Here is a 23,015-nt window from a genome sequence, read left to right on the forward strand (position 1 = left end):
TAGGAGAGCTCCTATGAGTGATGTGGCACAGATTTTCGGACAGACGCCTACGGCGCCGAGCTTCGACCAGATCCGCATCTCAATCGCCAGCCCAGAGCAAATTCGCTCCTGGTCCTTCGGTGAGATCAAAAAGCCTGAGACGATTAACTACCGGACCTTTAAGCCAGAGCGGGATGGCCTGTTCTGTGCCCGTATCTTTGGTCCTATCAAGGATTACGAGTGCTTGTGCGGTAAGTATAAGCGCATGAAATATAAGGGCATTATCTGTGAGAAATGCGGTGTTGAGGTTACCTTGTCGAAGGTGCGTCGCGACCGCATGGGCCACATCGAGCTGGCCGCGCCAGTTGCCCATATCTGGTTCCTGAAGTCCCTGCCAAGCCGGATGGGCCTGATCGTCGACATGACGCTCAAGAACCTTGAGCGCGTGCTCTATTTTGAGAGCTATGTCGTTATTGAGCCTGGCCTGACCGATCTTGAGCCGCTGCAACTCCTCTCTGAAGAAGAGTATGTGCAGGCACAAGACGAGTACGGCGAAGAGAACTTCGAAGCCTCCATCGGTGCTGAAGCGGTCAAGAAGATCCTTGAGCGTATCGACCTTGAGGAAGAGCGCGAGATCGTCAAAGAAGACCTCCGCGAGACCGGTTCTGAAGCTAAGCGTAAGAAGCTGGTGAAGCGCCTGAAGCTTCTTGATGCCTTCATCGAGAGCGGTGCCCGCCCTGAGTGGATGATCCTGGAAGTTGTTCCTGTGATCCCGCCTGAGCTTCGTCCACTGGTGCCATTGGATGGTGGTCGTTTCGCGACCTCTGACCTGAACGATCTGTATCGTCGGGTGATTAACCGGAACAACCGTCTGAAGCGTCTGATTGAGCTTCGCGCACCTGACATTATCGTCCGGAACGAGAAGCGGATGCTTCAAGAGTCCGTCGATGCGCTGTTCGACAACGGCCGTCGTGGCCGGACCATTACCGGTGCGAACAAGCGTCCACTGAAATCCCTCTCAGACATGCTGAAGGGTAAGCAGGGTCGCTTCCGTCAGAACCTGCTCGGTAAGCGGGTCGACTATTCCGGTCGTTCCGTGATCGTTGTTGGTCCAGAACTCAAGCTGCACCAATGTGGTCTGCCGAAGAAGATGGCCCTCGAGCTGTTTAAGCCGTTCATCTACCACAAGCTGGAGATGTACGGCATGGCGTCCACGATTAAGGCCGCCAAGCGTATGGTCGAGAAGACCCGACCAGAGGTTTGGGACATCCTTGAAGAGGTGATCCGCGAGCACCCGGTTCTCTTGAACCGTGCGCCGACACTGCACCGCCTCGGCATTCAGGCGTTTGAGCCGACCCTCGTTGAGGGTAAGGCGATCCGTCTGCACCCGCTGGTTTGTACCGCGTTCAACGCTGACTTCGACGGTGACCAAATGGCGGTGCACGTACCGCTGTCACTGGAAGCCCAGTTGGAAGCGCGCGTCTTGATGATGTCCACCAACAACATCCTGTCGCCTGCCAACGGTAAGCCGATCATTGTGCCGTCCCAGGATATCGTCCTTGGTCTGTACTATGTGACCTGGGAGCGTGATGACATCCTCGGCGATAAGATCGAGGGGATTGACGATATCGCGAGCCTGGCCGCCGCTTACAAAAACGGCGACGTCATGCTGGTCGACACCTCCGGTGATCAGCCACGTGTGATCCAGGATAAGGTCGAAGATCCAGAAACTGAGCTGGCGAAGAAGCACATCGATGCTTACGCGGTGCCTTACTTCCGCGGCATTGGTGAGATTGAGCATGCGCTGCATGCCGGTGACATCACCGTCAACGCCCGGATCAAAACCCGTTACCGCACCAAAGATGCGGATGGTAACGAGGTGCTGATGAAGGTTGTGACGACCCCAGGCCGGATGATCCTTGCTGATCTTCTGCCACGTCACCACCAGGTTCCGTTCTCTCTCGTCAACCGACTGCTGACCAAGAAAGAGATCACCAACGTGATCGACACGGTCTATCGCCATGCGGGTCAGAAAGAGACGGTCATCTTCTGTGACCGCATGATGGCCCTCGGCTTTAACTATGCGTGTAAGGCCGGTATCTCCTTCGGTAAGGATGACATGGTCATCCCAGGTACCAAGGTGCCATTGCTGGATACCGCGCAAGATCAGGTCAAAGAGTTCGAGCAGCAGTATCAGGACGGTCTGATCACCCGCGGTGAGAAGTATAACAAGGTCGTCGACGTCTGGTCCGCAGCTACTGAGAAGGTTGCCGATGAGATGATGAAGGTTATGTCTGCCGGTCGTCCGGAAGAGGGCATCAACTCGGTCTTCATGATGGCGCATTCCGGTGCTCGTGGGTCACCAGCACAGATCCGCCAGCTGGCGGGTATGCGTGGTCTGATGGCTAAGCCTTCCGGTGAGATCATCGAGACGCCAATTACCTCGAACTTTAAAGAAGGTCTGACCGTGCTCGAGTACTTTAACTCGACCCACGGTGCCCGTAAGGGGCTGGCCGATACCGCGCTGAAGACGGCGAACTCGGGTTACCTGACCCGTCGTCTGGTCGATGTGGCCCAGGACGCCATTATCGTTGAGCATGATTGCGGCACGGCTGAAGGTCTGACCACCAAGGCAATCGTTGATGGCGGCGACGTCATCGTCGATCTGGCTGAGCGTATTCTGGGTCGTGTCACGGCCGAGAAAGTGGTCGATCCACTGAGCGATGAAGTCATCGTTGAAGCTGGTGAGCTGATCGATGAGAAGATGGCCGATGCAATTGAGACCGCTGGTGTCGATAGCGTCAAAATCCGCTCGGTTCTGACCTGTGAAACCAAAACTGGCGTTTGCGCCATGTGCTACGGCCGTGACTTGGCCCGCGGCACCATGGTCAACACCGGTGAGGCTGTCGGCGTTATCGCTGCACAGTCGATCGGTGAGCCTGGTACCCAGCTAACCATGCGGACCTTCCACATTGGTGGTGCGGCCCAGCGTGGTGCTGAGCAGAACTCGGTTGAGAGCACCGTCGATGGCTCGCTCAAAATTGAGAACCGCAACGTCGTTATGGACAGCCGCGATCTGCCGATCGTGATGGGCCGTAACACCGAGCTGGTGCTGCTCGACAGTGCTGGTCGTGAGCGTGCACGTCACCGTGTGCCTTACGGTACCAAGCTGTTGCTCGATGAGGGCGGCGCGATTGAAAAGGGCCAAAAACTGGCTGAGTGGGACCCCTACACCATCCCGGTTATCACCGAGAAGGCGGGTACCATTAAGTATCTGGACCTGGTCGATGGCGTGTCGATCCGTGAAGTGACTGATGAGGCGACCGGTATTGCCTCTAAGGTTGTCACCGATTGGCGCCAGCAGCCGAAAGGCTCTGACCTCAAGCCACGTCTGGCATTACTCGACGAGAAGGGTGAAGTCGTCAAACTGGCCAATGGCCTGGATGCGATGAACTACCTGTCGGTTGACGCCATTCTGTCGGTTGCCGATGGCATCGAGGTGAAAGCTGGTGACGTCATCGCGCGTATCCCGCTGGAAAGCTCCAAGACCCGGGATATTACCGGTGGTCTGCCACGGGTGGCTGAGCTGTTCGAGGCCCGTAAGCCGAAGGACTTCTCAATCGTCACTGGTATCGATGGCCGCGTTGAGTTCGGTAAGGACTACAAGAACAAGCGCCGGATCATCGTCACGCCTGAAGGTGAAGATGCAGAGCCACAGGAATATCTCATTCCGAAGGGTAAGCACCTGGCCGTGCGTGAGGGCGATTTCGTCTCTAAAGGCGACGCGCTTCTCGATGGTACGCCAGTGCCGCATGACATCCTGGCGGTGATGGGGGTTGAGGCTTTGGCCGACTACCTGATCAACGAGATCCAGGACGTCTACCGTCTGCAAGGTGTGAAGATTAACGATAAGCACATCGAGGTGATTGTTCGCCAGATGCTGCAGAAGATCGAAATCACCGAGCCTGGCGAAACCACCTTCCTGACCGGCGAGCAAGTGGACCGCTTCGAGTTTGAAGCGGAAAACGAGAAAGCCGCGAAAGAGGGCGCGCTTCTGGCCAAGGGTATCCCTGTCCTGCAGGGCATCACCAAAGCCAGCCTGCAAACCCGTTCCTTCATCTCCGCCGCGTCGTTCCAAGAGACGACCCGGGTGCTGACCGATGCCGCTGTGAACGGCAAGGTCGACACGCTGGAAGGCCTGAAAGAGAACGTGATTGTGGGTCGTCTGATTCCGGCCGGTACCGGTTCCGTGGTCAACCACATCAAGCGCATCGCCGCTGGTCGGGACAAAGAAATCCTGGCCAACCAGCCAGAGCCGGAGACCCCCGCTCTGCCAGAAGCCGGCGAAGGCGCAGAAGAGACAACCAACGTCGCTTAATTAGCTGCGACAGGTTAAGACAAAGAAGGCCGCTCCATCCGGGGCGGCCTTCTTTTATTGCCCGTTCAGTTGTTTGCGTAGTTCACGCCGCATGATCTTGCCGGTTGTGGTCATGGGCAGGGCCGTCATGAACTCAATCACCCGCGGGTATTCATAGGCTGCGAGGTTCTGCTTCACATGGCCAGCAATCTGATCCCGCAGCTCATCGCTTGGCTCAAAGCCTGGGTTCAGGACAATAAAGGCCGCCACAATCTCACCCCGGGTGTCGTCTGGCTGCCCGATTACGCCAGCCATCTGCACCGCCTCATGCTTGATCAGGCAGTCCTCAATCTCTGCCGGGCCGATCCGGTAGCCGCTGGAGGTAATGACATCATCATTGCGACCAATGAATTTGAAGCGGCCACTAGCGGTCAGCATTCCCCGATCGCCGGTTTTGAGCCAACGGCCCTCTGGCCCTTCAACAAATTTCTCAGCCGTGGCGTCTGGTTTGTTCAGATAGCCGATAAACATCACGGGGTCCGGGCTTAGGACCGCGATTTCCCCCTCCTGGCCGACGGGATTGCGGGTGCCCGTTTCTGGATCAATCACCGCAACCTCATGTCCCGGTACGGCAAAACCCATGACCCCAGGCTCCGCCGGGGCCAGGGCGGCGCAGGAGGAGACAATCATGTTGCATTCGGTCTGGCCGTAAAACTCATTGATCGTGCAGCCCAATGACTCGCGACCCCACTCAATCAGCTCAGAGCCTAAGTTTTCTCCGCCGCTGGCGACCGATCGCATGGTCACTCGCCGATCCTTGGCTTGGCGCATCAGCTTTAGCGCGGTGGGCGGCAGAAAGGCGTTCTTGATGCCAAAGCGTTCAATCAGGTCAAACGCAGCCTCGCCGGTGAATTTCTCAAATCGATGGGCGACGGTTGGAATGCCGTGATGAAGGGCGGGCATCAGCACATCAAGCAAACCGCCAATCCAGGCCCAATCGGCGGGGGTCCAGAACAGATCACCGGGGTGGGGTAGGAAGTCATGGCTCATCTCAACCCCTGGTAGATGACCCAATAGAACCCGATGAGCGTGGAGCGCGCCTTTGGGGCTGCCCGTGGTGCCTGAGGTGTAGATCAGAATGGCCGGATCATCGGCATTGGTTTGCTTGGTCTCAAAACTTGGAGCCTGATCGTGCAGCGCGGCTTGATAGTCGACCGAGCCATCTGCCGACCCATCGATGGTAATCACCTGCCGGAGCTTCGGCAGGTGATCCCTTAGCGCTGCTATCCTCGACGCGCCCTCAGCATCGGTGATGATTGCGGCGGCTTCAGAATCTTGGAGGCGGTGGAGCAGGGCTTCCGGCCCAAACAGTTTGAAAAGGGGCAGGGTGACCGAGCCGGTTTTCAGAATGGCGATATGGGCGATTGCGGTTTCCGCCCGCTGCGGCAATAGGACGGCGATCCGACCACCCGTTAACCCTTCTGCAGCCAGATAGTTTGCCAGGCGGTTTGATTGCTCGAATAAATGACCGTAGGTGATGTTTTGCGTCTTGCCGCCATTGCCGACATCTATAATCGCAAGACGACCCGGTTCGGCCTTGGCCCATCGATCGCAGATATCAGCCGCGATATTGAAGGTTGCTGGCACTGCCCATTGGAAGTGGCGGCGGGTTTCTTCAACTGTCGGGTATTTTTTGAGCATTGAGCGGCTGGTTGGGCTTTCATTTTGTTTCAATAAGCCGGGTTCAGCACGCCCGCGCAAGATTCTTGCCCCACACCGCTTGACCTGGGATAGGCGCATGCATAGTATCCGCGCCACGCTGACTGGGGGTTGGCCGTGGGCATGAGGTTTCGTGTTCAGACGCAGCCCCAGATTACGGACAATCCCAAGCAGTGCGGGCGGGCGACGCCGCGCGGTTTGACCGGTCTTTTGAGACCAGATCATCACCGCCAAATCACCCGTTGTAGATAGTCATCGACGAGATCCGACGCGGATCACTGGCCCATCCCAACATTTTTGGGACGCTAGGATGCGCGGTTGCGGGTCTTTGTTTTGTTGCAAGTTTCGTTGGGACGTGGCTTAAACCGCCGACCGAACGGGCAAAGTGCCTCGACGGTTATACGTTTTGACAGTTTTTCAGGAGCGAGCGTACGGCGATGCCGACGATCAACCAGCTGATCCGCAAAGGGCGGACCGACAAGCCACGGATTAACAAGGTGCCGGCCATGGAGGCCTGCCCCCAGAAACGTGGCGTCTGCACCCGCGTCTACACGACGACCCCGAAGAAGCCGAACTCGGCCCTGCGTAAGGTGGCACGTATCCGCCTGACCAATGGCTATGAAGTGACCGGCTACATTCCGGGTGAAGGCCACAACCTGCAAGAGCACTCCGTTGTGATGATCCGCGGCGGTCGTGTGAAGGATTTGCCTGGTGTGCGCTACCACATTATTCGCGGCACGCTTGACACCCAGGGTGTTAAAGACCGTCGCCAGCGTCGTTCCAAATACGGCGCTAAGCGTCCTAAGTAAGAAGGAAGTTAGAGGATGTCTCGTCGTCGCCGCGCGGAAAAACGCGAAGTCCTACCCGACGCCAAATTTGGTGATCAGGTCCTTAGCAAGTTCATGAACGTGCTGATGCTTGACGGTAAGAAGTCTGCATCTGAGCGCATTGTCTATGGTGCCCTCGATCTGATCGAGAGCCGCATGAAGACCGATCCGGTCGCTGCCTTCCATGAGGCGCTGGACAATGTGAAGCCATTCCTGGAAGTCCGCTCCCGCCGGGTTGGTGGTGCGACCTATCAGGTGCCAGTTGAGGTCCGCGCTGAGCGCGCCCAGGCTCTCGCTATTCGTTGGATCATTGGTGCTGCCCGCAACCGGTCAGAGAAAACCATGATCGATCGTCTGGCCGGTGAGTTCATGGATGCCGCCCAACAACGTGGCGCGGCCATCAAGAAACGTGAAGACACCCACCGGATGGCAGAAGCCAACAAGGCGTTCTCGCACTACCGCTGGTAATCAAGTTTGGCTAGGCCGGTTGCTTTGCATCCGGCCTGGTCCATATGAGAGGCCGTCACTGCTTGGCCCTCTCTCCCAAACAGAGCTGAATGTAGCCCTTCCAATCCGGTAGGGCTTTTCGTCGAGATGGAACGAAATCATGGCTGAAAACACCGCCGCCACACCGCTTAATATGTATCGCAATATCGGCATCATGGCGCACATCGATGCTGGTAAGACGACCACCACCGAACGGATCCTGTTCTACACGGGTAAGTCCTACAAGATTGGTGAAGTCCACGATGGTAACGCCACCATGGACTGGATGGAGCAGGAGCAAGAGCGCGGGATTACCATTACCTCCGCTGCGACCACTGCGTTCTGGAAAGATCACCGGATCAACATCATCGACACCCCCGGCCACGTTGACTTCACCATTGAGGTTGAGCGTTCCCTGCGGGTCCTCGATGGCGCGGTTGCTGTCTTCGACAGTGTCGCCGGCGTTGAGCCACAGTCCGAGACTGTTTGGCGCCAGGCTGACAAATACGGCGTTCCACGGATGTGTTTCGTGAACAAAATGGACCGTACCGGTGCCGACTTCTATCGCTGCGTCGATATGATGGTTGATCGCCTCGGTGCGACCCCGCTGGTTACCCAACTGCCAATCGGCTCCGAAGCTGACTTTGCTGGCGTCATCGACCTGGTTCGCAACGTTGCGATCATCTGGGACGGTGAAAACTTGGGTGCATCCTTCCACGACGAAGAGATCCCAGCCGACCTCAAAGAGAAAGCCGAAGAGTATCGCACCACCATGATCGAGCTTGCCGTTGAGCAAGACGAAGCTGCGATGGAAGCTTACCTCGAAGGTGAAGAGCCTTCTGAAGAGAAGCTGAAAGAGTGCATCCGTAAGGGCACCATCGCTGGTGAGTTCGTGCCAGTGCTTTGCGGTACCGCATTTAAGAACAAAGGCGTTCAGCCGCTGCTCGATAGCGTCATCGACTTCATGCCATCACCGCTCGACGTTGGTGACGTGAAAGGCGTTAAGGTCGACAGCGATGAGGCGGATAGCCGTCCATCTTCCGCTGACGCGCCATTCTCAGCGCTGGCGTTCAAGATCATGAACGACCCGTTCGTTGGTTCCCTGACCTTCGCGCGGATCTATTCCGGTAAGCTTGAGGCTGGTTCCTACGTGCTGAACACGGTTAAGGAGCAGAAAGAGCGCATCGGTCGGATGCTGCTTATGCACTCCAACAACCGGGAAGAGATCAAAGAGGCTGAAGCTGGCGATATCGTCGCCATCGTTGGTCTGAAAAACACCACCACGGGTGACACGCTTTGCGATAGCTCAGCGCCAATCATCCTGGAGCGTATGGAATTCCCAGATCCGGTTATCGAGATTGCGGTTGAGCCTAAGTCCAAGGCCGACCAGGAGAAGATGTCCACCGCCCTGCAGCGTCTGGCGGCTGAAGATCCATCCTTCCGCGTCTCTGTAGATCACGAGAGTGGCCAGACCATCATTAAGGGGATGGGCGAACTCCACCTTGAGATCATCGTCGACCGGATGAAGCGTGAATTTAAGGTCGATGCGAATATTGGTGCACCACAGGTGGCCTATCGCGAGACCCTGGGTAAGGTCACTGAAGTAGACTACACCCACAAGAAACAGTCCGGTGGTTCCGGTCAGTTTGCCCGCATCAAGCTCAACTTTATTCCTGGTGAGCGTGGCGCAGGTTACGAATTCTCCAGCAGCATTGTTGGTGGCTCGGTACCGAAGGAATACATCCCAGGCGTTGAGAAGGGCCTGGCATCCGCGAAGGAAAGTGGCGTGATCGCTGGCTTCCCCGTGGTCGATTTCTCAGTTGAGCTGATCGACGGTGCCTATCACGAGGTTGATAGCTCGGTCATGGCGTTCGAGATCGCGGCCAAGGCTGCCTTCCGTGAGGCCATTGCCAAGTCAAACCCGCAGCTGCTTGAGCCTGTGATGAAGGTCGAAGTTGTGACCCCTGAAGAGTACATGGGTGACATCATCGGTGACCTGAACAGCCGACGTGGCCAGGTGGCCAACATGGACCAGCGCGGCATTGCGCGCGTCGTTGAAGCCATGGTGCCTCTTGCAAATATGTTCGGATACGTTAATAACCTGCGCTCCATGAGCCAGGGCCGGGCGAACTACTCCATGCAGTTCGACCATTATGAGCCAGTGCCGCAAGCGATTGCGGATGAGGTGAAAGCCAAAATGGCCTGATTGCTTCCTGGCAATCGAAACAAGACATGGGGCCCATGCGAGTTGCAAAGGTTGCAATTCTCTTTCGGTCCCGTTATCTGAGGGCGCCCTCGGTTAAGTGGGTGCCCTCAACACTGCGGTTAAGTTGAATTTCCCAGTTGGGTAATCCGCGAAGCCGAAGTGCTGACATCAATTAGTTGACTATGAAGAGCGAGAGCTCGCGCCTGACGGAGAGTGTAAAATGGCGAAGGAAAAGTTTGAGCGTAATAAGCCGCATGCCAACATTGGCACCATCGGCCACGTTGACCACGGTAAAACCTCGCTGACCGCAGCGATCACCAAAGTGTTGGCTGAAGCTGGCGGCGCTGAGTTCCAGGATTATTCCTCGATCGATAAGGCTCCTGAAGAGCGCGCTCGTGGTATCACGATCTCTACTGCACACGTTGAGTATGAGACCGACAACCGCCACTATGCTCACGTTGACTGCCCAGGTCACGCTGACTACGTGAAGAACATGATCACCGGTGCTGCCCAGATGGATGGCGCTATCCTGGTTGTGTCTGCTGCTGACGGCCCAATGCCACAGACCCGTGAGCACATCCTGCTCGCTCGTCAGGTTGGTGTCCCAGCTATCGTTGTCTTCATGAACAAAGTTGACCAAGTCGACGACGAAGAGCTTCTCGAGCTCGTCGAAATGGAAATCCGTGAGCTGCTCAGCTCCTACGATTTCCCAGGCGACGATATTCCAATCGTTAAAGGTTCCGCTCTTGCTGCTCTCGAAGACAGCAACGACGAGATCGGCAAAAACGCGATCATGGAACTGATGGCTGAAGTTGATAAGTACATCCCACAGCCTGACCGTCCGAAGGATCGTCCGTTCCTGATGCCTATCGAGGACGTGTTCTCGATCTCAGGTCGCGGTACCGTTGTGACCGGCCGTGTTGAGCAGGGTGTTGTTAACGTTGGTGACGAAGTTGAGATCATCGGCATCCGCGACACCTCGAAAACCACCGTCACCGGTGTTGAAATGTTCCGTAAGCTGCTTGACAGCGGTGAAGCTGGCGACAATATTGGCGCGCTGCTTCGGGGTACCAAGCGTGAAGACGTCGAGCGTGGCCAGGTTCTGGCTCAGCCCGGTTCCATCACGCCGCACACCAGCTTCTCTTGTGAGGCCTACATCCTCACTAAAGAAGAAGGTGGTCGTCACACCCCGTTCTTCACTGATTACCGTCCGCAGTTCTACTTCCGGACCACTGACGTGACCGGTTCATGCAAACTGCCTGAAGGCACCGAGATGGTGATGCCAGGCGATAACGTGACCATGGAAGTCGAACTCATCGCACCAATCGCGATGGACGAAGGCCTACGTTTTGCTATCCGTGAAGGTGGCCGCACTGTCGGCGCCGGCGTGGTGGCGAAAATTAATAAGTAAGCTAATCAGCTTATTTAATGCGAAATGTGGGCGGTACTTTCGTGCCGCCCCATTACAACGCTCCGGTGCCTCGCTTTAACGTGTGGCCCGCCCCGGCGACAGGCCGGGACCCGTTACCCCGAGGGGTAGCGACTTAGCTGTCTTAAAGAAGATGGCGACTTTGTTGTTTGAACGCCGGCCGGTGGTGACTGCCGCCGGACGAGTTTTGAAGAGCCTGATCCAACTGTCTTTGCAAGGGTGCAAGGATAAGGGATCGGGGTAATTGAGGTTTTGTGACCATGCAGGCGCAGAGCATACGTATCCGACTGAAAGCGTTCGACCACCGTGTCCTCGATCAGTCGACCGGAGAGATCGTTAACACCGCAAAGCGCACCGGCGCTCAAGTGCGTGGTCCGATCCCGTTGCCGACCAAGATTGAGCGCTTCACCGTGCTGCGTAGCCCGCACATCGATAAGAAGTCGCGCGAGCAGTTCGAGATCCGCACCCATAAGCGGTTGCTCGATATCGTCGATCCGACCCCGCAGACCGTGGACGCGCTGATGAAGCTCGACCTGGCCGCTGGTGTCGATGTTGAGATTAAGCTGTAAGCACAGCGAGTAAGGATTGCCTGCCAATTGAACGGCGGGCGTGTTGAGAGGTTTGAACAATGAGTGCAGTAGCGTCCCGCACCGGTGTGATTGCCCGCAAGATGGGCATGACGCGTGTGTTCGCGGAAGACGGCACCCAGGTGCCAGTCACCGTGCTGAAGCTCGAGAACTGCCAGGTTGTGGCTGTCCGCTCTGAAGAGAAGGACGGTTACACCGCAGTCCAGCTTGGCGCCGGTGCCGCGAAAGTTAAACGCACCGCTAAAGCCCAGCGCGGCCACTTCGCAAAAGCGAAAGTCGAGCCAAAGCGTAAACTGGCTGAATTCCGGGTTGCCCCAGAGAACGTGCTCGAGCCAGGTGTTGAGATCACCGCCGATCACTATGTTGCTGGCCAATTCGTCGATGTTATCGGTCAGTCGATCGGTAAAGGTTTCGCCGGTGCCATGAAGCGTCACAACTTCGGTGGTCTGCGCGCGACCCACGGTGTTTCGATCTCTCACCGTTCACACGGTTCCACCGGTCAGTGCCAAGACCCAGGTAAGGTCTTCAAAGGCAAGAAGATGGCCGGTCACATGGGTGACGAGCGTGTCACTCAACAAAATCTTAAAGTTCATGCAGTCGACGTCGAAGAAGGCGTGATCCTGGTTCGCGGTGCCGTCCCTGGCGCCAAGCAGGGCTGGGTGCTGGTTCGTGACGCGGTCAAGAAGGCTCGTCCTGACGATGTGCCACTGCCTGCCGCGTTCCGTTCGGCTGATGAGCCAAAAGCTGAGGAAGAGGCCGCTGCTCCTGCTGAGGAAGCTGTGACCGAGGAAACCGCAGCTGAAGAGACCGCTGCAGAAGCAACCGCTGAAGCTCCAGCTGAAGAAGCGCCAGCCGCTGATGCAGCTGACGACGCTGGCAGCGATAAGAAAGAGGGTTGAGACCGATGAAGGTCGAAGTCAAAAGCCTGGCCAATAAGAAGGTCGGTGAGATCGAGCTGAGCGATGAGGTCTTTGGCCTCGAGCCCCGCGCTGATCTGATCGCCCGCGCCGTGAACTACCAGCTGGCTAACCGCCGCGCCGGTACGCACAAGGTTAAAGGTCGTTCGGAAGTTTCCGGCACCTCCAAGAAGCCTTGGCGCCAAAAAGGTACGGGTAATGCCCGTGCCGGTAGCCTGCGCGCTCCACAGTTCCGCGGTGGCGGTGTCGTGTTTGGCCCAACGCCACGCGATCACGGTTTCTCGCTGAACAAAAAAGTTCGCAAACTGGCCCTGAAAACCGCCCTGTCTACCAAGGCGAAAGAAGGCAAGCTTATCGTCATCGACGATGCTAAGGCTGACGGTCCTAAGACCAAGGCTCTGGTGTCTTCTTTGAGCGGCCTCGGCGTGACCTCAGCTGTCATCGTCGCCGGTCAAGAGCTGGACATGAACTTCGCACTGGCTTCCCGCAACATTCCAAATCTGGATGTGCTGCCAAGCCAAGGCGCCAATGTTTACGACATCATTCGTCGCGATACGCTGATCCTGACCAAGGATGCGGTTGCGCAACTCGAGGAGCGCCTGAAATGAGCCGCCACGGGGTAAACGCAAGCCAGGTTAAGGTGTCAAAGGAACGGATGTACGATCTCATCCGCTCCCCGCTGATCACCGAGAAAGCCTCGGTTATCGCTGAGAACAACCAAGTTGCCTTCCGCGTGCCGCTGGATGCCAGCAAGCCGGAGATCAAGGTCGCTATTGAGACCCTGTTCGACGTCAAGGTGACCGGCGTTAACACCATTGTCCAAAAGGGCAAGGTGAAGCGCTTCCGCGGCACCATGGGCAAACGCTCGGATGTCAAAAAAGCAATCGTGACGCTGGCTGAAGGTCAGTCAATCGACGTCACGACCGGTATTTGATGGTGGATTGAACCATGGCATTGAAACAGCATAACGCAACGACCCCAGGTCGCCGCCAGCTGGTCCTCGTGGACCGCAGCGATCTGTGGCGCGGTAAGCCAGAGAAGGGCCTGACCGAAGGTCTGACCAAATCTGGTGGTCGTAACAACCACGGCCGGACCACGGTGTTCCACCGCGGCGGTGGTCACAAGCGCCGTTATCGCATGGTCGATTTCAAGCGTCGGAAGTTTGACGTTCCAGCGACCGTTGAGCGTCTGGAATACGATCCAAACCGCAGCGCGTTTATCGCTCTCATCAAGTATGAAGATGGCGAGAAGTCATACATCCTGGCGCCACAGCGTCTGGCAGTTGGTGACACCGTAATCTCCGGCAGCCGTGTCGATGTCCGTCCGGGCAACGCCATGCCGCTGAAGAACATGCCGGTCGGTACCATCATCCACAACATCGAGCTGAAGCCCGGTGCTGGTGGCAAGATGGTTCGCTCCGCTGGCACCTTTGCCCAGCTGGTTGGCCGGGACACTGGTTACGCACAGATCAAGCTGACCTCTGGTGAGCTTCGTGTTGTGCGCGCTGAATGCATGGCCACGGTCGGTGCCGTTTCAAACTCCGATCATGGCAACCGCAACCTCGGTAAGGCTGGCCGCAAGCGTTGGTTGGGTGTTCGCCCAACGACCCGCGGTGTTGCCATGAACCCGGTTGATCACCCCCATGGTGGTGGTGAAGGCCGGACCTCTGGTGGCCGCCACCCTGTGACCCCATGGGGTAAGCCGACCAAAGGTAAGCGGACCCGTAAGAACAAAGCGACGGATAAGTACATCATCCGCCGCCGCAAATCCTCGCGATAAGCCAAGCGGATAGGAACTAAAAGCTCATGGCACGCTCAGTTTGGAAAGGGCCGTTTGTAGACGGCTACCTGTTGAAGAAGGCAGAGAAGGCTCGCGCCTCAGGCCGGAACGAGATCATTAAGACTTGGTCTCGCCGTTCGACCATTCTGCCGCAATTCGTTGGCCTGACCTTCGGTGTCTACAACGGCCAGAAGTTCATTCCGGTTTTGGTGTCGGATCAGATGATCGGCCACAAATTCGGTGAATTCGCGCCTAGCCGTACCTACTACGGCCACGGTGTCGATAAAAAAGGTAAGAGGGGCTAACCACCATGGGTAAGCCAGCAAACAAACCGCGTCAGGCGGAAAACGAAGCACGCGCTGTGGGCCGCATGTTCCGCGGCAGCCCGCAAAAGCTGAACCTGGTCGCCGCCATGATCCGTGGCAAGCCAGTCAACAAGGCGCTGCTCGACCTGGAATTCTCCACCCGTCGCATCTCTCAGGATGTGAAGAAGGTGCTGGAGAGTGCCATCGCCAACGCTGAGAACAACCACCAGTTAGACGTCGACCGTCTGATTGTGGCTGAGGCTTATGTCGGCAAAGCCATGGTGATGAAGCGTTTCCGCGCTCGCGCCCGTGGCCGGGTTGGCAAAATCCTAAAGCCATTTAGCAACGTCACGATCGTCGTCCGTGAGCAAGCCGAGGAGGCTGCGTAAAGATGGGCCAGAAAGTTAACCCAATCGGTCTCCGCCTCGGTATTAACCGGACCTGGGACAGCCGTTGGTTCTCCGACAATGACTACGGCAACCTGCTGCATAAGGATCTGAAACTTCGTAAGTTTCTGACCACCAAGCTGAAGCAGGCTGGCGTTAGCCGCATCATCATTGAGCGCGCTGCGAACAAAACCCGCGTTTCCATTCACACTGCCCGTCCAGGTGTTGTGATCGGTAAAAAGGGTGCTGATATCGATAAGCTGCGCCAGACCCTGTCTGACATGATTGGCGGCGAAGTCTCGCTGAACATCATTGAGATCCGGAAGCCGGAGCTAGACGCCACCCTGATCGCCGAGAATATCGCTGGTCAGCTCGAGCGTCGGGTTTCCTTCCGCCGCGCGATGAAGCGGGTTGTCCAGAACGCCATGCGCCTTGGCGCTGGTGGTATCCGGGTCAACTGCGCTGGTCGTCTTGGCGGTGCGGAAATCGCCCGGACCGAATGGTACCGCGAAGGCCGTGTGCCACTGCACACGCTCCGCGCTGACATTGATTACGGTGTCGCTGAGGCACTCACCACCTACGGGATCATCGGGATCAAGGTGTGGGTCTTCAAAGGCGAGATCATGGAACATGACCCCATGGCACAAGACAAGCGTCTGGCTGAACAACAGCCCGCTGGTCGGCCCCAAGGCGGTCAAGCTGGTTAACAATTAGATTTACTTCAGACCGCGGCCGTCACCATCGACGTTGATGGAACTGAGCGGTTGAGGAGTGAGGAACGATGCAAAGTCCAAAGCGAACAAAGTATCGCAAGCAGCATAAGGGCCGGATTCACGGTGTTGCCCAAGCGGGTACCAAACTGAATTTCGGTGCCTATGGCCTGAAGGCTCTTGAGCCGGAGCGTCTAACCGCGCGCCAGATCGAAGCTGCTCGTCGTGCGATTACCCGCCACATGAAGCGTCAAGGTCGCCTCTGGATCCGTGTATTCCCGGATATCCCTGTCTCGTCCAAGCCTGCAGAGGTCCGGATGGGTAGTGGTAAGGGTTCACCTGAATTCTGGGCTGTTCGCGTTAAGCCAGGCCGTGTGATCTTCGAACTGGACGGTATTCCTGAGGAAATCGCCCGTGGTGCGTTCGAGCTCGCTACCGCCAAACTGCCGATCAAGACGCGTTTTGTGACGCGTTCCGTGGAAGGAGCCTAAGTCGTGACCGCCGCGATCGATTACTTCAACAAGACCAACGATGAGTTGGCCGAAGAGCTGCTGAACCTGAAGAAAGAGCAATTCAATTTGCGCTTTCAGAAGTCCAGCGGACAACTCGACAACACTGCACGTGTTCGCCAAGTGCGCCGCGACATCGCCCGGGTGAAAACCATCCTTGGCGCCCGCGACGATGCTGGTAACGCGCTGCCACATGCCCTGCTGCCTCGCCCTGTTGATGACAAGGTGAAAGCCGAGCGTGCGGCGAAGAAAGCTAAGGCGGGCGAGAAGGCCGCTGAAGCTGCGAAGGCCGCTCCTAAGCCGAAGAAGGCTGCTGCTAAGAAGCCAGCTGCCAAGAAGGTTGAAGAGAAGGTCGAAGCAAAAGAGACCGAAGCTAAGAAGGCGCCAGCTAAGAAGGCACCGGCTAAGAAAGCAGCTCCAAAGACCGCTGCTGAGAAGCCAGCCGCCAAGAAGGCTGACACCGAAGAGAAGAAACCGGCCGCGAAGAAGGCTGCGCCTAAAAAGGCTGCACCTAAAAAGACCGCTGCCAAAAAAGCCGCTGCTGCGGATAGCCAGGAGTAATTGAGCGATGCCGCGTCGTGTTCTGCAAGGCAATGTGGTCTCCAACAAAGGTGACAAGACCGTCACCGTGTTGGTCGAGCGCAAGGTGAAGCACCCGATCTACAAAAAGTTCATCAAGCAGTCCAAGCGGTACGCCGCCCATGACGAGAAGAACGAGTATCAGGTCGGTCAGAAGGTGTTCATCGAAGAGTGCCGCCCGATCTCTAAGCGGAAGACCTGGAAGGTCGTCAGCTTGGTGGATGCGCAAGCCTCTTAAGTTTTAGTCGGTAGCGATATCGCTGCCATTTGGAAGTTGAAGTTGGTTACCCGGTAACGGGTCTCCTTTGATGGGATTTGAAAGATGATCCAACAAGAGACCAAATTGGATGTCGCAGACAACAGCGGCGCCCGGGCGGTTCAGTGCATTAAGGTGCTGGGCGGTTCGAAACGGAAATATGCCTCGGTCGGCGACGTTATCGTCGTGTCGGTCAAGGACGCTATTCCACGTGGTCGGGTTAAAAAGGGTGATGTGCACCGCGCTGTCGTGGTTCGCACCGCCAAAGAAATTCGACGCGCCGACGGTACTTCGATCCGTTTCGATCGGAATGCTGCCGTGTTGATCAATAAGTCGAACGAGCCGATTGGCACCCGTATCTTCGGGCCAGTCACGCGTGAACTGCGTGGCCGTGCGTTCATGAAAATTATCTCCCTGGCACCAGAGGTGTTGTGATGGGTAAGGCATTGAATAAGAGCCCAGGCGGCAGCGGTAAGCTGAAGCTGAAAAAGGGTGATGAAGTCGTCGTCCGTACTGGCCGCGACAAAGGTAAGAAGGGTGAGATCCTGAAAGTGATCCCCGCGGAAAACCGTGTGGTCGTTCAGGGTGTCAACATGGTGACCAAGCATCGCCGCCCGACCCCCACCGCTGCCGGTGGTATCGAGCGGATCGAAGCCCCGATCCATGCTTCCAATGTTGGTCTGGCTGACCCCAAGACCGGCGACGCAACCCGGGTGTCCTATAAGTTTTTGGAAGACGGCAAAAAAGTGCGCGTCGCCAAGGGCTCCGGCGAGCAGATTGATTGATGGTGGACGGAACAATGGCCCGTTTGAAACAAGAATATATCGATACGATTAAGCCAAAGCTCAAAGAGCAGTTTGGCTACACCAATGACTTCGCTGTGCCGGAGCTGGATAAGATCGTCATCAATATGGGTGTGGGTGAAGCGGTTGCTGACAGCCGCAAGCTGCAGAACGCCGTAGAAGAGCTGACCCTGATCGCTGGTCAAAAGCCAGTCGTGACCAAGGCGCGCAAATCTGAAGCTAGCTTCAAGATCCGCCAGGGTATGCCGATCGGTTGTAAAGTGACCCTGCGCCGTGAGCGTATGTACGAATTCATGGATCGTCTGGTGAACATCGCCATGCCACGTATCCGTGACTTCCGTGGCGTTAGCCCAAACAGCTTCGATGGTCGTGGCAACTACGCCATGGGCATTAAAGAACAGATCGTCTTCCCAGAGATCGAGTACGACAAGATCGACAAGGTCCGGGGCATGGACATCATCATTTGCACCACCGCGAATACGGATGATGAAGCGCGCGCGCTGCTCTCCGAATTCCACGTGCCGTTTGCCAAGTAAGGGGCGAAAACGAGATGGCCAAGAAAAGTTCAATCGCGAAGAACGAGCGTCGTCGCAAGCTGGTCGCTAAGACCGCTGCACGCCGTGAGCGTTTGAAAGAAATCGCCAGCAATAAAGAGCTTCCAGCAGAAGAGCGGTTCGCTGCTCGCCTGAAGCTTGCTGAGATGCCGCGCAACGGTAACCCAACCCGGGTCCGTAATCGGTGCGAGCTGACCGGCCGCCCACGCGCTTTCTATCGTAAATTTAAACTGTCGCGGATTGCGCTGCGTGAGCTTGGCTCACAAGGCAAAATCGCCGGCATGACCAAATCCAGTTGGTAAGAACCAGGGGCCTTTGAAACCATGTCAATGAGTGATCCACTGGGCGATCTGTTGACCCGCATCCGTAACGGTCAACAAGCACGCAAGAACACCATCACGGCGCCACTGTCGAAGCAACGTACCAACGTGCTCGACGTGCTGCAGCGTGAAGGCTACATCCGCGGTTACACGCAGGCCGAAGAGCGTAAAGGTCTCTCTACGCTCACCATCGAGTTGAAATACTTCGAAGGTCAGCCAGCGATCAAAGAGATTGCCCGCGTATCGAAGCCAGGCCGTCGCGTCTATTCGAAGATTAAGGATCTGCAACGGGTCTATAACGGCCTGGGCATTTCGATCCTATCGACCCCACGTGGTGTGATGTCGGACCAAGAAGCTCGCGCAGCCCATGTGGGCGGCGAAGTTATCTGCCGCGTCTACTAAGTCGGGTTTGGAATTCAGCAGAGCGAAAGCAAAGCAGATGTCACGTATTGGAAAACACCCTGTCGCCGTCCCAACTGGCGTTGACCTGAAGCTGGCCGGCAAAGTGCTGACCGCTAAAGGTAAGCTGGGCGAATTGGCGATGACCGTCGTTGATGACGTTGTGACCACGCTGGAAGATGGCAAAGTGACCATCACGCCAGCTAATGAATCACGTCAGGCACGGCAAATGTGGGCAACCACCCGCACCCTGATCAACAACATGGTCACCGGCGTGTCCGAAGGCTTCCAGATCAATCTGGAAATCGCGGGCGTTGGTTATCGTGCTGCCGTTCAGGGCAAGGATCTGGTCCTGCAACTCGGCTTCAGCCATGAAGTGCGCTATCCGATGCCCGATGGCATCAAGATCGCCACGCCACAGCCGACCCGTATTGAGATCACCGGTGCTGACAAACAGCGCATCGGTCAGGTCGCCGCGGAAATCCGCAGCTATCGTCCGCCAGAGCCTTACAAAGGCAAAGGCATCCGTTATGAACACGAGACCATCCTGCGTAAGGAAGGCAAGAAGAAGTAAGGAAGTAGTGCGATGAGCACCCGTAATCTTCGCCTGCGCCGCCAATTCCGCGTGCGCAACAAACTAGCCAAACGGCGCAATGGTCGCGTCCGTCTGAGCGTTTACCGCTCGGGCAAGCACATCTATGCCCAGGTGATCGATGACATGAAAGGCCACACCCTGGCCTCTGCCTCGACCCTGCAAAAAGACGTGCTGGGCAAAGCTAAAACCGGCGCTGACACCGAAGCCGCAAAGCTGGTCGGTAAGACCGTTGCTGAGCGCGCGATCAAGGCAGGCGTTAAAGAAGTCGTGTTTGATCGCGGCGGTTACCTATTCCACGGTCGGATCAAGGCGCTGGCGGATGCCGCGCGTGAAGCCGGTCTCGAGTTTTAAGAAGAGAGCACATAACCATGTCGCAACGTCAGGAACGTTCGGATCGCGGTGATCGCCGCGATAATCGCGAAGACAGCGATCTGATCGAAAAGCTGGTCGGCATTAACCGTGTCGCCAAAGTGGTGAAGGGTGGCCGTCGCTTCGGCTTCGCAGCCCTCGTCATCGTTGGCGATGGTAAAGGCCGCGCAGGTGCTGGTGCTGGTAAAGCCCGCGAGGTGCCTGAGGCAATTCGTAAAGCTACCGATCAAGCCAAGCGCAACATGGTCCGCGTGCCTCTGCGTGAGGGTCGCACCCTGCACCATGATGGCAAAGGCCACTTTGGCGCCGGGCGCGTGATCGTCCGCTCCGCACCTCCAGGTACCGGTATTATTGCTGGTGGCCCGATGCGTGCGATCTTTGAAGCTCTTGGTGTTCAGGACGTCGTGGCAAAGTCCACCGGCACCTCGAACCCACACAATATGGTGAAGGCGACCTTCGATGCGCTTTCCAAGATTGCTAGCCCACGCCAAGTGGCTGCCCGCCGCGGCAAGAAGGTTAGCGATATCCTGGGTGCAATGAAGGAAGATCAGCAACCGGCTGCTGCCGACAATGCTGATGCCGCCGCAAATGATGCAGCGCCAGCTGAGGCCGCTGCTGAGAAGACGGAGAAGACCGATGGCTAAGGCAAAAGCTGCTGCCACGCTCAAAGTGCGCCGGATTAAAAGCGGCATTGGCCGCCCACAGGATCAGAAAGCCACCCTTCAAGGGCTTGGCCTGACCCGCATGAACCGTGTGCGTGAATTGGAAGATACCCCCTCTGTGCGGGGCATGATCGATAAGGTGAAACATCTGGTCGAGGTGCTGCCAGCCGAATAATCGGATGGTGGCATTGCGACCCGTGGGCTGATTGGCCCCAGGCCAAATAGCTTTAGGAATTGAACGATGAAACTCAACGAGATCAGCGATAACCAAGGCGCCCGTAAATCCCGTACCCGGGTTGGTCGCGGTATTGGTTCCGGTAAAGGTAAGACCGGTGGTCGTGGCGTGAAGGGTCAGAAGTCCCGTAGCGGTGTTGCGATCAAGGGCTTTGAAGGCGGTCAAATGCCGCTTTACCGTCGCCTGCCGAAGCGCGGCTTTAACAACAAGAACTTCCGCACTGAGTATGCGGTGGTGAATGTTGGCCGTCTGCAAAAGGCAATCGATGCCGGTAAGGTTGACGCGAAGAAGCCAATCACGGCTGAAGTTCTTCAGGAAGCTGGCCTGGTCGGCAAGCTGAAGGCTGGTGTTCGCCTGCTTGCTAAAGGTGAGCTCAAAGCTAAGGTCCAGATCGAAGTGGCCCGCGCCTCTAAAGCTGCTGTGGAAGCGGTTGAAAAGGCTGGCGGCAAAGTCACCGAGACCGTGTCTGCGCCTGCCGCAGCTGAGTAAGATTGCAGAAGTTTTTAGGGGGCGTCTGGCAAAAGCTGCTGGGCGCCCCCATCTGCACCTAATTGCCTGCTCTATTGCACTGTGGGAGCCCAGCCTTTAAACCGGTGTGGCTTCTAATATTTGGTACATCTTTACCGTCTGATTTTGGCCATTCGGCCCAATTGATCAGGCCCTATCGATTGGCACTTGCGAAGGATATCCAACGCAGATGGCTTCAGCCGCGGAACAACTGGCAGCGAACCTAAACTTTGGGGCGTTTGCCAAAGCAACCGAGCTTAAAAAACGGATCCTTTTCACGCTGGCTGCGCTGGTCGTGTACCGCTTCGGCACCTATCTGCCGCTGCCTGGTATCGATACCCAGATCATGCAAGACATCTTCAATCAGAACCAGGGCGGTATCCTGGGGATGTTGGATGTGTTTGCCGGCGGCGCCTTTGGCCGCATGAGCATCTTCGCGCTCAACATCATGCCGTACATCTCGGCCTCCATCATCATGCAGTTGATGACCACCGTCTCCCCGAAACTCGAGGCGTTGAAGAAGGAAGGCGAGACCGGCCGTAAGACGATTAACCAATACACCCGCTACCTGACGGTCATCCTGGCCTCGGTTCAGGCTTATGGCCTGTCCGTTGGCATGGAAAACCTGACCACTGGTACTGGTGAGACGGCGGTCATTGATCCAGGCCTGTTCTTCCGGGCAACCGCTGTGATCACCCTGTTGGGTGGCACGATGTTCCTGATGTGGCTGGGTGAGCAGATCACCGCCCGGGGCATTGGTAACGGTATTTCCCTGATCATCTTTGCCGGCATTGTCGCTGAGCTTCCACGCTCCATGGCCTTCCTGTTTGAGCAGGTTCGTATTGGCGCCATGTCTGTCGCAATCCTGTTCGGCATCGCCATCATGGTGGTTGGTGTGATCGCGTTCTGCGTCTTCATGGAGCGGGCGCAACGCCGCGTATTGGTTCAGTATCCAAAACGCCAGATGGGCAACCGGATGTATGGTGGCGATAGCACCCACCTGCCGTTGAAGCTCAACACCTCTGGTGTGATCCCACCGATCTTCGCGTCTGCTTTGCTGCTGCTGCCCCTGTCTGCTGTCAGCCTGTCCGGTGGTACCGGTCCAGCTTGGCTGCAAACCGTGAGTGCCCAGCTGCAGCACGGCCAGCCAACCTTCATGGTGCTCTACGCGGCCCTGATCACCTTCTTCGCGTTCTTCTACACCAGCATCGTGTTCAACCCCGATGATGTGGCGGACAACCTGCGCAAGTATGGTGGTTTCGTTCCTGGGACGCGCCCAGGTCAGAATACGTCTGAGTATCTGCAGCGGGTTCTAAATCGGATCACCTGCATTGGTGCCGCCTATCTGGTGCTGGTCTGTATGATCCCGGAATTCTTGATCTCACAGAATGCCTCGGTGCCGTTCTATTTTGGCGGTACCAGTTTGCTGATTGTTGTGACCGTGACCATGGATACGGTTAGCCAAATTCATTCCCATATGCTGGCCCACCAATATGAGGGGCTGGTCAAAAAGACAAAATTGCGGGGGAGACGCTAAAAA

The 23,015-nt window shown here is 56.7% G+C and carries 27 protein-coding genes and 1 pseudogene; 27 read left to right on the forward strand and 1 reads right to left on the reverse strand.

The window, feature by feature from the left end; genetic code table 11:
- Positions 1-13 precede the first annotated feature (13 nt).
- Positions 14-4,357: a DNA-directed RNA polymerase subunit beta' gene (gene rpoC, locus KI792_07845; protein ID MBV6632927.1), complete on the forward strand. Its 4,344-nt coding sequence runs from the start codon at positions 14-16 to the stop codon at positions 4,355-4,357.
- Positions 4,358-4,411: 54 nt separating this feature from the next.
- Here rpoC and KI792_07850 read toward each other — a convergent pair whose 3' ends face one another.
- Positions 4,412-6,037 carry an AMP-binding protein gene (locus KI792_07850; protein ID MBV6632928.1) on the reverse strand — a complete coding sequence of 542 codons (1,626 nt, stop codon included), beginning with the start codon at positions 6,035-6,037 and terminating at the stop codon, positions 4,412-4,414.
- Positions 6,038-6,492: 455 nt separating this feature from the next.
- Between KI792_07850 and rpsL the strand changes: the two genes are divergently transcribed.
- The 26 genes and pseudogenes from rpsL to secY all read left to right on the forward strand — a co-directional run bounded on the left by rpsL (position 6,493) and on the right by secY (position 23,012).
- Positions 6,493-6,864, forward strand: coding sequence for a 30S ribosomal protein S12 (rpsL, locus tag KI792_07855; protein ID MBV6632929.1), 372 nt, complete (start codon positions 6,493-6,495; stop codon positions 6,862-6,864).
- A gap of 15 nt (positions 6,865-6,879) precedes the next feature.
- Entirely contained in the window at positions 6,880-7,350 is a 471-nt protein-coding gene (gene rpsG / locus KI792_07860; GenBank protein ID MBV6632930.1) for a 30S ribosomal protein S7, read from the forward strand.
- A gap of 139 nt (positions 7,351-7,489) precedes the next feature.
- Entirely contained in the window at positions 7,490-9,574 is a 2,085-nt protein-coding gene (fusA, locus tag KI792_07865; GenBank protein MBV6632931.1) for an elongation factor G, read from the forward strand.
- A 220-nt stretch (positions 9,575-9,794) separates the two neighbouring features.
- Positions 9,795-10,985, forward strand: a complete 1,191-nt coding sequence (gene tuf, locus KI792_07870; GenBank protein ID MBV6632932.1) for an elongation factor Tu — start codon at positions 9,795-9,797, stop codon at positions 10,983-10,985.
- A gap of 278 nt (positions 10,986-11,263) precedes the next feature.
- Positions 11,264-11,572 carry a 30S ribosomal protein S10 gene (gene rpsJ / locus KI792_07875; GenBank protein ID MBV6632933.1) on the forward strand — a complete coding sequence of 103 codons (309 nt, stop codon included), beginning with the start codon at positions 11,264-11,266 and terminating at the stop codon, positions 11,570-11,572.
- Positions 11,573-11,631: 59 nt separating this feature from the next.
- The gene (gene rplC / locus KI792_07880; protein ID MBV6632934.1) at positions 11,632-12,489 is read left to right on the forward strand and encodes a 50S ribosomal protein L3; all 858 of its coding nucleotides are present in this window, start codon (positions 11,632-11,634) and stop codon (positions 12,487-12,489) included.
- Positions 12,490-12,494: 5 nt separating this feature from the next.
- Positions 12,495-13,115 carry a 50S ribosomal protein L4 gene (gene rplD, locus KI792_07885; GenBank protein MBV6632935.1) on the forward strand — a complete coding sequence of 207 codons (621 nt, stop codon included), beginning with the start codon at positions 12,495-12,497 and terminating at the stop codon, positions 13,113-13,115.
- Positions 13,112-13,441 carry a 50S ribosomal protein L23 gene (locus KI792_07890; protein ID MBV6632936.1) on the forward strand — a complete coding sequence of 110 codons (330 nt, stop codon included), beginning with the start codon at positions 13,112-13,114 and terminating at the stop codon, positions 13,439-13,441. The genes rplD and KI792_07890 overlap by 4 nt, the downstream gene beginning before the upstream one ends.
- Before the next feature lie 14 nt (positions 13,442-13,455).
- Positions 13,456-14,286 (forward strand): 50S ribosomal protein L2, encoded by an 831-nt coding sequence (gene rplB, locus KI792_07895; GenBank protein ID MBV6632937.1) that lies wholly within the window; start codon positions 13,456-13,458, stop codon positions 14,284-14,286.
- Positions 14,287-14,312: 26 nt separating this feature from the next.
- Entirely contained in the window at positions 14,313-14,591 is a 279-nt protein-coding gene (gene rpsS, locus KI792_07900) for a 30S ribosomal protein S19 (protein ID MBV6632938.1), read from the forward strand.
- Between the two features lie 5 nt (positions 14,592-14,596).
- Positions 14,597-14,980, forward strand: a complete 384-nt coding sequence (gene rplV, locus KI792_07905) for a 50S ribosomal protein L22 (protein ID MBV6632939.1) — start codon at positions 14,597-14,599, stop codon at positions 14,978-14,980.
- 2 nt (positions 14,981-14,982) lie between these two features.
- Positions 14,983-15,684, forward strand: a complete 702-nt coding sequence (gene rpsC, locus KI792_07910) for a 30S ribosomal protein S3 (GenBank protein MBV6632940.1) — start codon at positions 14,983-14,985, stop codon at positions 15,682-15,684.
- A gap of 74 nt (positions 15,685-15,758) precedes the next feature.
- Entirely contained in the window at positions 15,759-16,178 is a 420-nt protein-coding gene (gene rplP / locus KI792_07915; protein MBV6632941.1) for a 50S ribosomal protein L16, read from the forward strand.
- 3 nt (positions 16,179-16,181) lie between these two features.
- Positions 16,182-16,373: pseudogene (rpmC, locus tag KI792_07920) on the forward strand (50S ribosomal protein L29).
- 391 nt (positions 16,374-16,764) lie between these two features.
- Entirely contained in the window at positions 16,765-17,013 is a 249-nt protein-coding gene (rpsQ, locus tag KI792_07925; GenBank protein ID MBV6632942.1) for a 30S ribosomal protein S17, read from the forward strand.
- A gap of 84 nt (positions 17,014-17,097) precedes the next feature.
- A complete protein-coding gene (gene rplN, locus KI792_07930; GenBank protein MBV6632943.1) occupies positions 17,098-17,466 on the forward strand; it encodes a 50S ribosomal protein L14 in 369 nt (122 codons plus the stop codon).
- Positions 17,466-17,816, forward strand: a complete 351-nt coding sequence (rplX, locus tag KI792_07935) for a 50S ribosomal protein L24 (protein MBV6632944.1) — start codon at positions 17,466-17,468, stop codon at positions 17,814-17,816. Before rplN ends, rplX begins: the two co-directional genes overlap by 1 nt.
- 14 nt (positions 17,817-17,830) lie before the next feature.
- Positions 17,831-18,370, forward strand: coding sequence for a 50S ribosomal protein L5 (gene rplE / locus KI792_07940; protein MBV6632945.1), 540 nt, complete (start codon positions 17,831-17,833; stop codon positions 18,368-18,370).
- 14 nt (positions 18,371-18,384) lie between these two features.
- Positions 18,385-18,690, forward strand: coding sequence for a 30S ribosomal protein S14 (gene rpsN / locus KI792_07945; GenBank protein ID MBV6632946.1), 306 nt, complete (start codon positions 18,385-18,387; stop codon positions 18,688-18,690).
- Positions 18,691-18,711: 21 nt separating this feature from the next.
- Positions 18,712-19,110, forward strand: a complete 399-nt coding sequence (gene rpsH, locus KI792_07950) for a 30S ribosomal protein S8 (GenBank protein ID MBV6632947.1) — start codon at positions 18,712-18,714, stop codon at positions 19,108-19,110.
- A gap of 37 nt (positions 19,111-19,147) precedes the next feature.
- Positions 19,148-19,681, forward strand: a complete 534-nt coding sequence (rplF, locus tag KI792_07955) for a 50S ribosomal protein L6 (GenBank protein MBV6632948.1) — start codon at positions 19,148-19,150, stop codon at positions 19,679-19,681.
- 12 nt (positions 19,682-19,693) lie between these two features.
- Positions 19,694-20,053, forward strand: coding sequence for a 50S ribosomal protein L18 (gene rplR, locus KI792_07960; GenBank protein MBV6632949.1), 360 nt, complete (start codon positions 19,694-19,696; stop codon positions 20,051-20,053).
- 17 nt (positions 20,054-20,070) lie between these two features.
- Positions 20,071-20,715, forward strand: coding sequence for a 30S ribosomal protein S5 (rpsE, locus tag KI792_07965; GenBank protein ID MBV6632950.1), 645 nt, complete (start codon positions 20,071-20,073; stop codon positions 20,713-20,715).
- Positions 20,708-20,908: a 50S ribosomal protein L30 gene (gene rpmD, locus KI792_07970; protein ID MBV6632951.1), complete on the forward strand. Its 201-nt coding sequence runs from the start codon at positions 20,708-20,710 to the stop codon at positions 20,906-20,908. The genes rpsE and rpmD overlap by 8 nt, the downstream gene beginning before the upstream one ends.
- A gap of 66 nt (positions 20,909-20,974) precedes the next feature.
- A complete protein-coding gene (gene rplO, locus KI792_07975; protein MBV6632952.1) occupies positions 20,975-21,457 on the forward strand; it encodes a 50S ribosomal protein L15 in 483 nt (160 codons plus the stop codon).
- Between the two features lie 208 nt (positions 21,458-21,665).
- On the forward strand, positions 21,666-23,012 hold the full coding sequence (secY, locus tag KI792_07980; GenBank protein ID MBV6632953.1) for a preprotein translocase subunit SecY: 1,347 nt from the start codon (positions 21,666-21,668) through the stop codon (positions 23,010-23,012).
- Positions 23,013-23,015: the final 3 nt, after the last annotated feature.

It is taken from the genome of Alphaproteobacteria bacterium SS10 (assembly GCA_019192455.1).
GTDB lineage: Bacteria > Pseudomonadota > Alphaproteobacteria > TMED2 > TMED2 > TMED2.

Coding starts and splice junctions, on each gene's coding strand:
- rpoC (MBV6632927.1), top strand. CDS start 14: ATGAGTGATGTGGCACAGATTTTCGGACAGACGCCTACGGCGCCGAGC.
- KI792_07850 (MBV6632928.1), bottom strand. CDS start 6,037: ATGCTCAAAAAATACCCGACAGTTGAAGAAACCCGCCGCCACTTCCAA.
- rpsL (MBV6632929.1), top strand. CDS start 6,493: ATGCCGACGATCAACCAGCTGATCCGCAAAGGGCGGACCGACAAGCCA.
- rpsG (MBV6632930.1), top strand. CDS start 6,880: ATGTCTCGTCGTCGCCGCGCGGAAAAACGCGAAGTCCTACCCGACGCC.
- fusA (MBV6632931.1), top strand. CDS start 7,490: ATGGCTGAAAACACCGCCGCCACACCGCTTAATATGTATCGCAATATC.
- tuf (MBV6632932.1), top strand. CDS start 9,795: ATGGCGAAGGAAAAGTTTGAGCGTAATAAGCCGCATGCCAACATTGGC.
- rpsJ (MBV6632933.1), top strand. CDS start 11,264: ATGCAGGCGCAGAGCATACGTATCCGACTGAAAGCGTTCGACCACCGT.
- rplC (MBV6632934.1), top strand. CDS start 11,632: ATGAGTGCAGTAGCGTCCCGCACCGGTGTGATTGCCCGCAAGATGGGC.
- rplD (MBV6632935.1), top strand. CDS start 12,495: ATGAAGGTCGAAGTCAAAAGCCTGGCCAATAAGAAGGTCGGTGAGATC.
- KI792_07890 (MBV6632936.1), top strand. CDS start 13,112: ATGAGCCGCCACGGGGTAAACGCAAGCCAGGTTAAGGTGTCAAAGGAA.
- rplB (MBV6632937.1), top strand. CDS start 13,456: ATGGCATTGAAACAGCATAACGCAACGACCCCAGGTCGCCGCCAGCTG.
- rpsS (MBV6632938.1), top strand. CDS start 14,313: ATGGCACGCTCAGTTTGGAAAGGGCCGTTTGTAGACGGCTACCTGTTG.
- rplV (MBV6632939.1), top strand. CDS start 14,597: ATGGGTAAGCCAGCAAACAAACCGCGTCAGGCGGAAAACGAAGCACGC.
- rpsC (MBV6632940.1), top strand. CDS start 14,983: ATGGGCCAGAAAGTTAACCCAATCGGTCTCCGCCTCGGTATTAACCGG.
- rplP (MBV6632941.1), top strand. CDS start 15,759: ATGCAAAGTCCAAAGCGAACAAAGTATCGCAAGCAGCATAAGGGCCGG.
- rpsQ (MBV6632942.1), top strand. CDS start 16,765: ATGCCGCGTCGTGTTCTGCAAGGCAATGTGGTCTCCAACAAAGGTGAC.
- rplN (MBV6632943.1), top strand. CDS start 17,098: ATGATCCAACAAGAGACCAAATTGGATGTCGCAGACAACAGCGGCGCC.
- rplX (MBV6632944.1), top strand. CDS start 17,466: ATGGGTAAGGCATTGAATAAGAGCCCAGGCGGCAGCGGTAAGCTGAAG.
- rplE (MBV6632945.1), top strand. CDS start 17,831: ATGGCCCGTTTGAAACAAGAATATATCGATACGATTAAGCCAAAGCTC.
- rpsN (MBV6632946.1), top strand. CDS start 18,385: ATGGCCAAGAAAAGTTCAATCGCGAAGAACGAGCGTCGTCGCAAGCTG.
- rpsH (MBV6632947.1), top strand. CDS start 18,712: ATGTCAATGAGTGATCCACTGGGCGATCTGTTGACCCGCATCCGTAAC.
- rplF (MBV6632948.1), top strand. CDS start 19,148: ATGTCACGTATTGGAAAACACCCTGTCGCCGTCCCAACTGGCGTTGAC.
- rplR (MBV6632949.1), top strand. CDS start 19,694: ATGAGCACCCGTAATCTTCGCCTGCGCCGCCAATTCCGCGTGCGCAAC.
- rpsE (MBV6632950.1), top strand. CDS start 20,071: ATGTCGCAACGTCAGGAACGTTCGGATCGCGGTGATCGCCGCGATAAT.
- rpmD (MBV6632951.1), top strand. CDS start 20,708: ATGGCTAAGGCAAAAGCTGCTGCCACGCTCAAAGTGCGCCGGATTAAA.
- rplO (MBV6632952.1), top strand. CDS start 20,975: ATGAAACTCAACGAGATCAGCGATAACCAAGGCGCCCGTAAATCCCGT.
- secY (MBV6632953.1), top strand. CDS start 21,666: ATGGCTTCAGCCGCGGAACAACTGGCAGCGAACCTAAACTTTGGGGCG.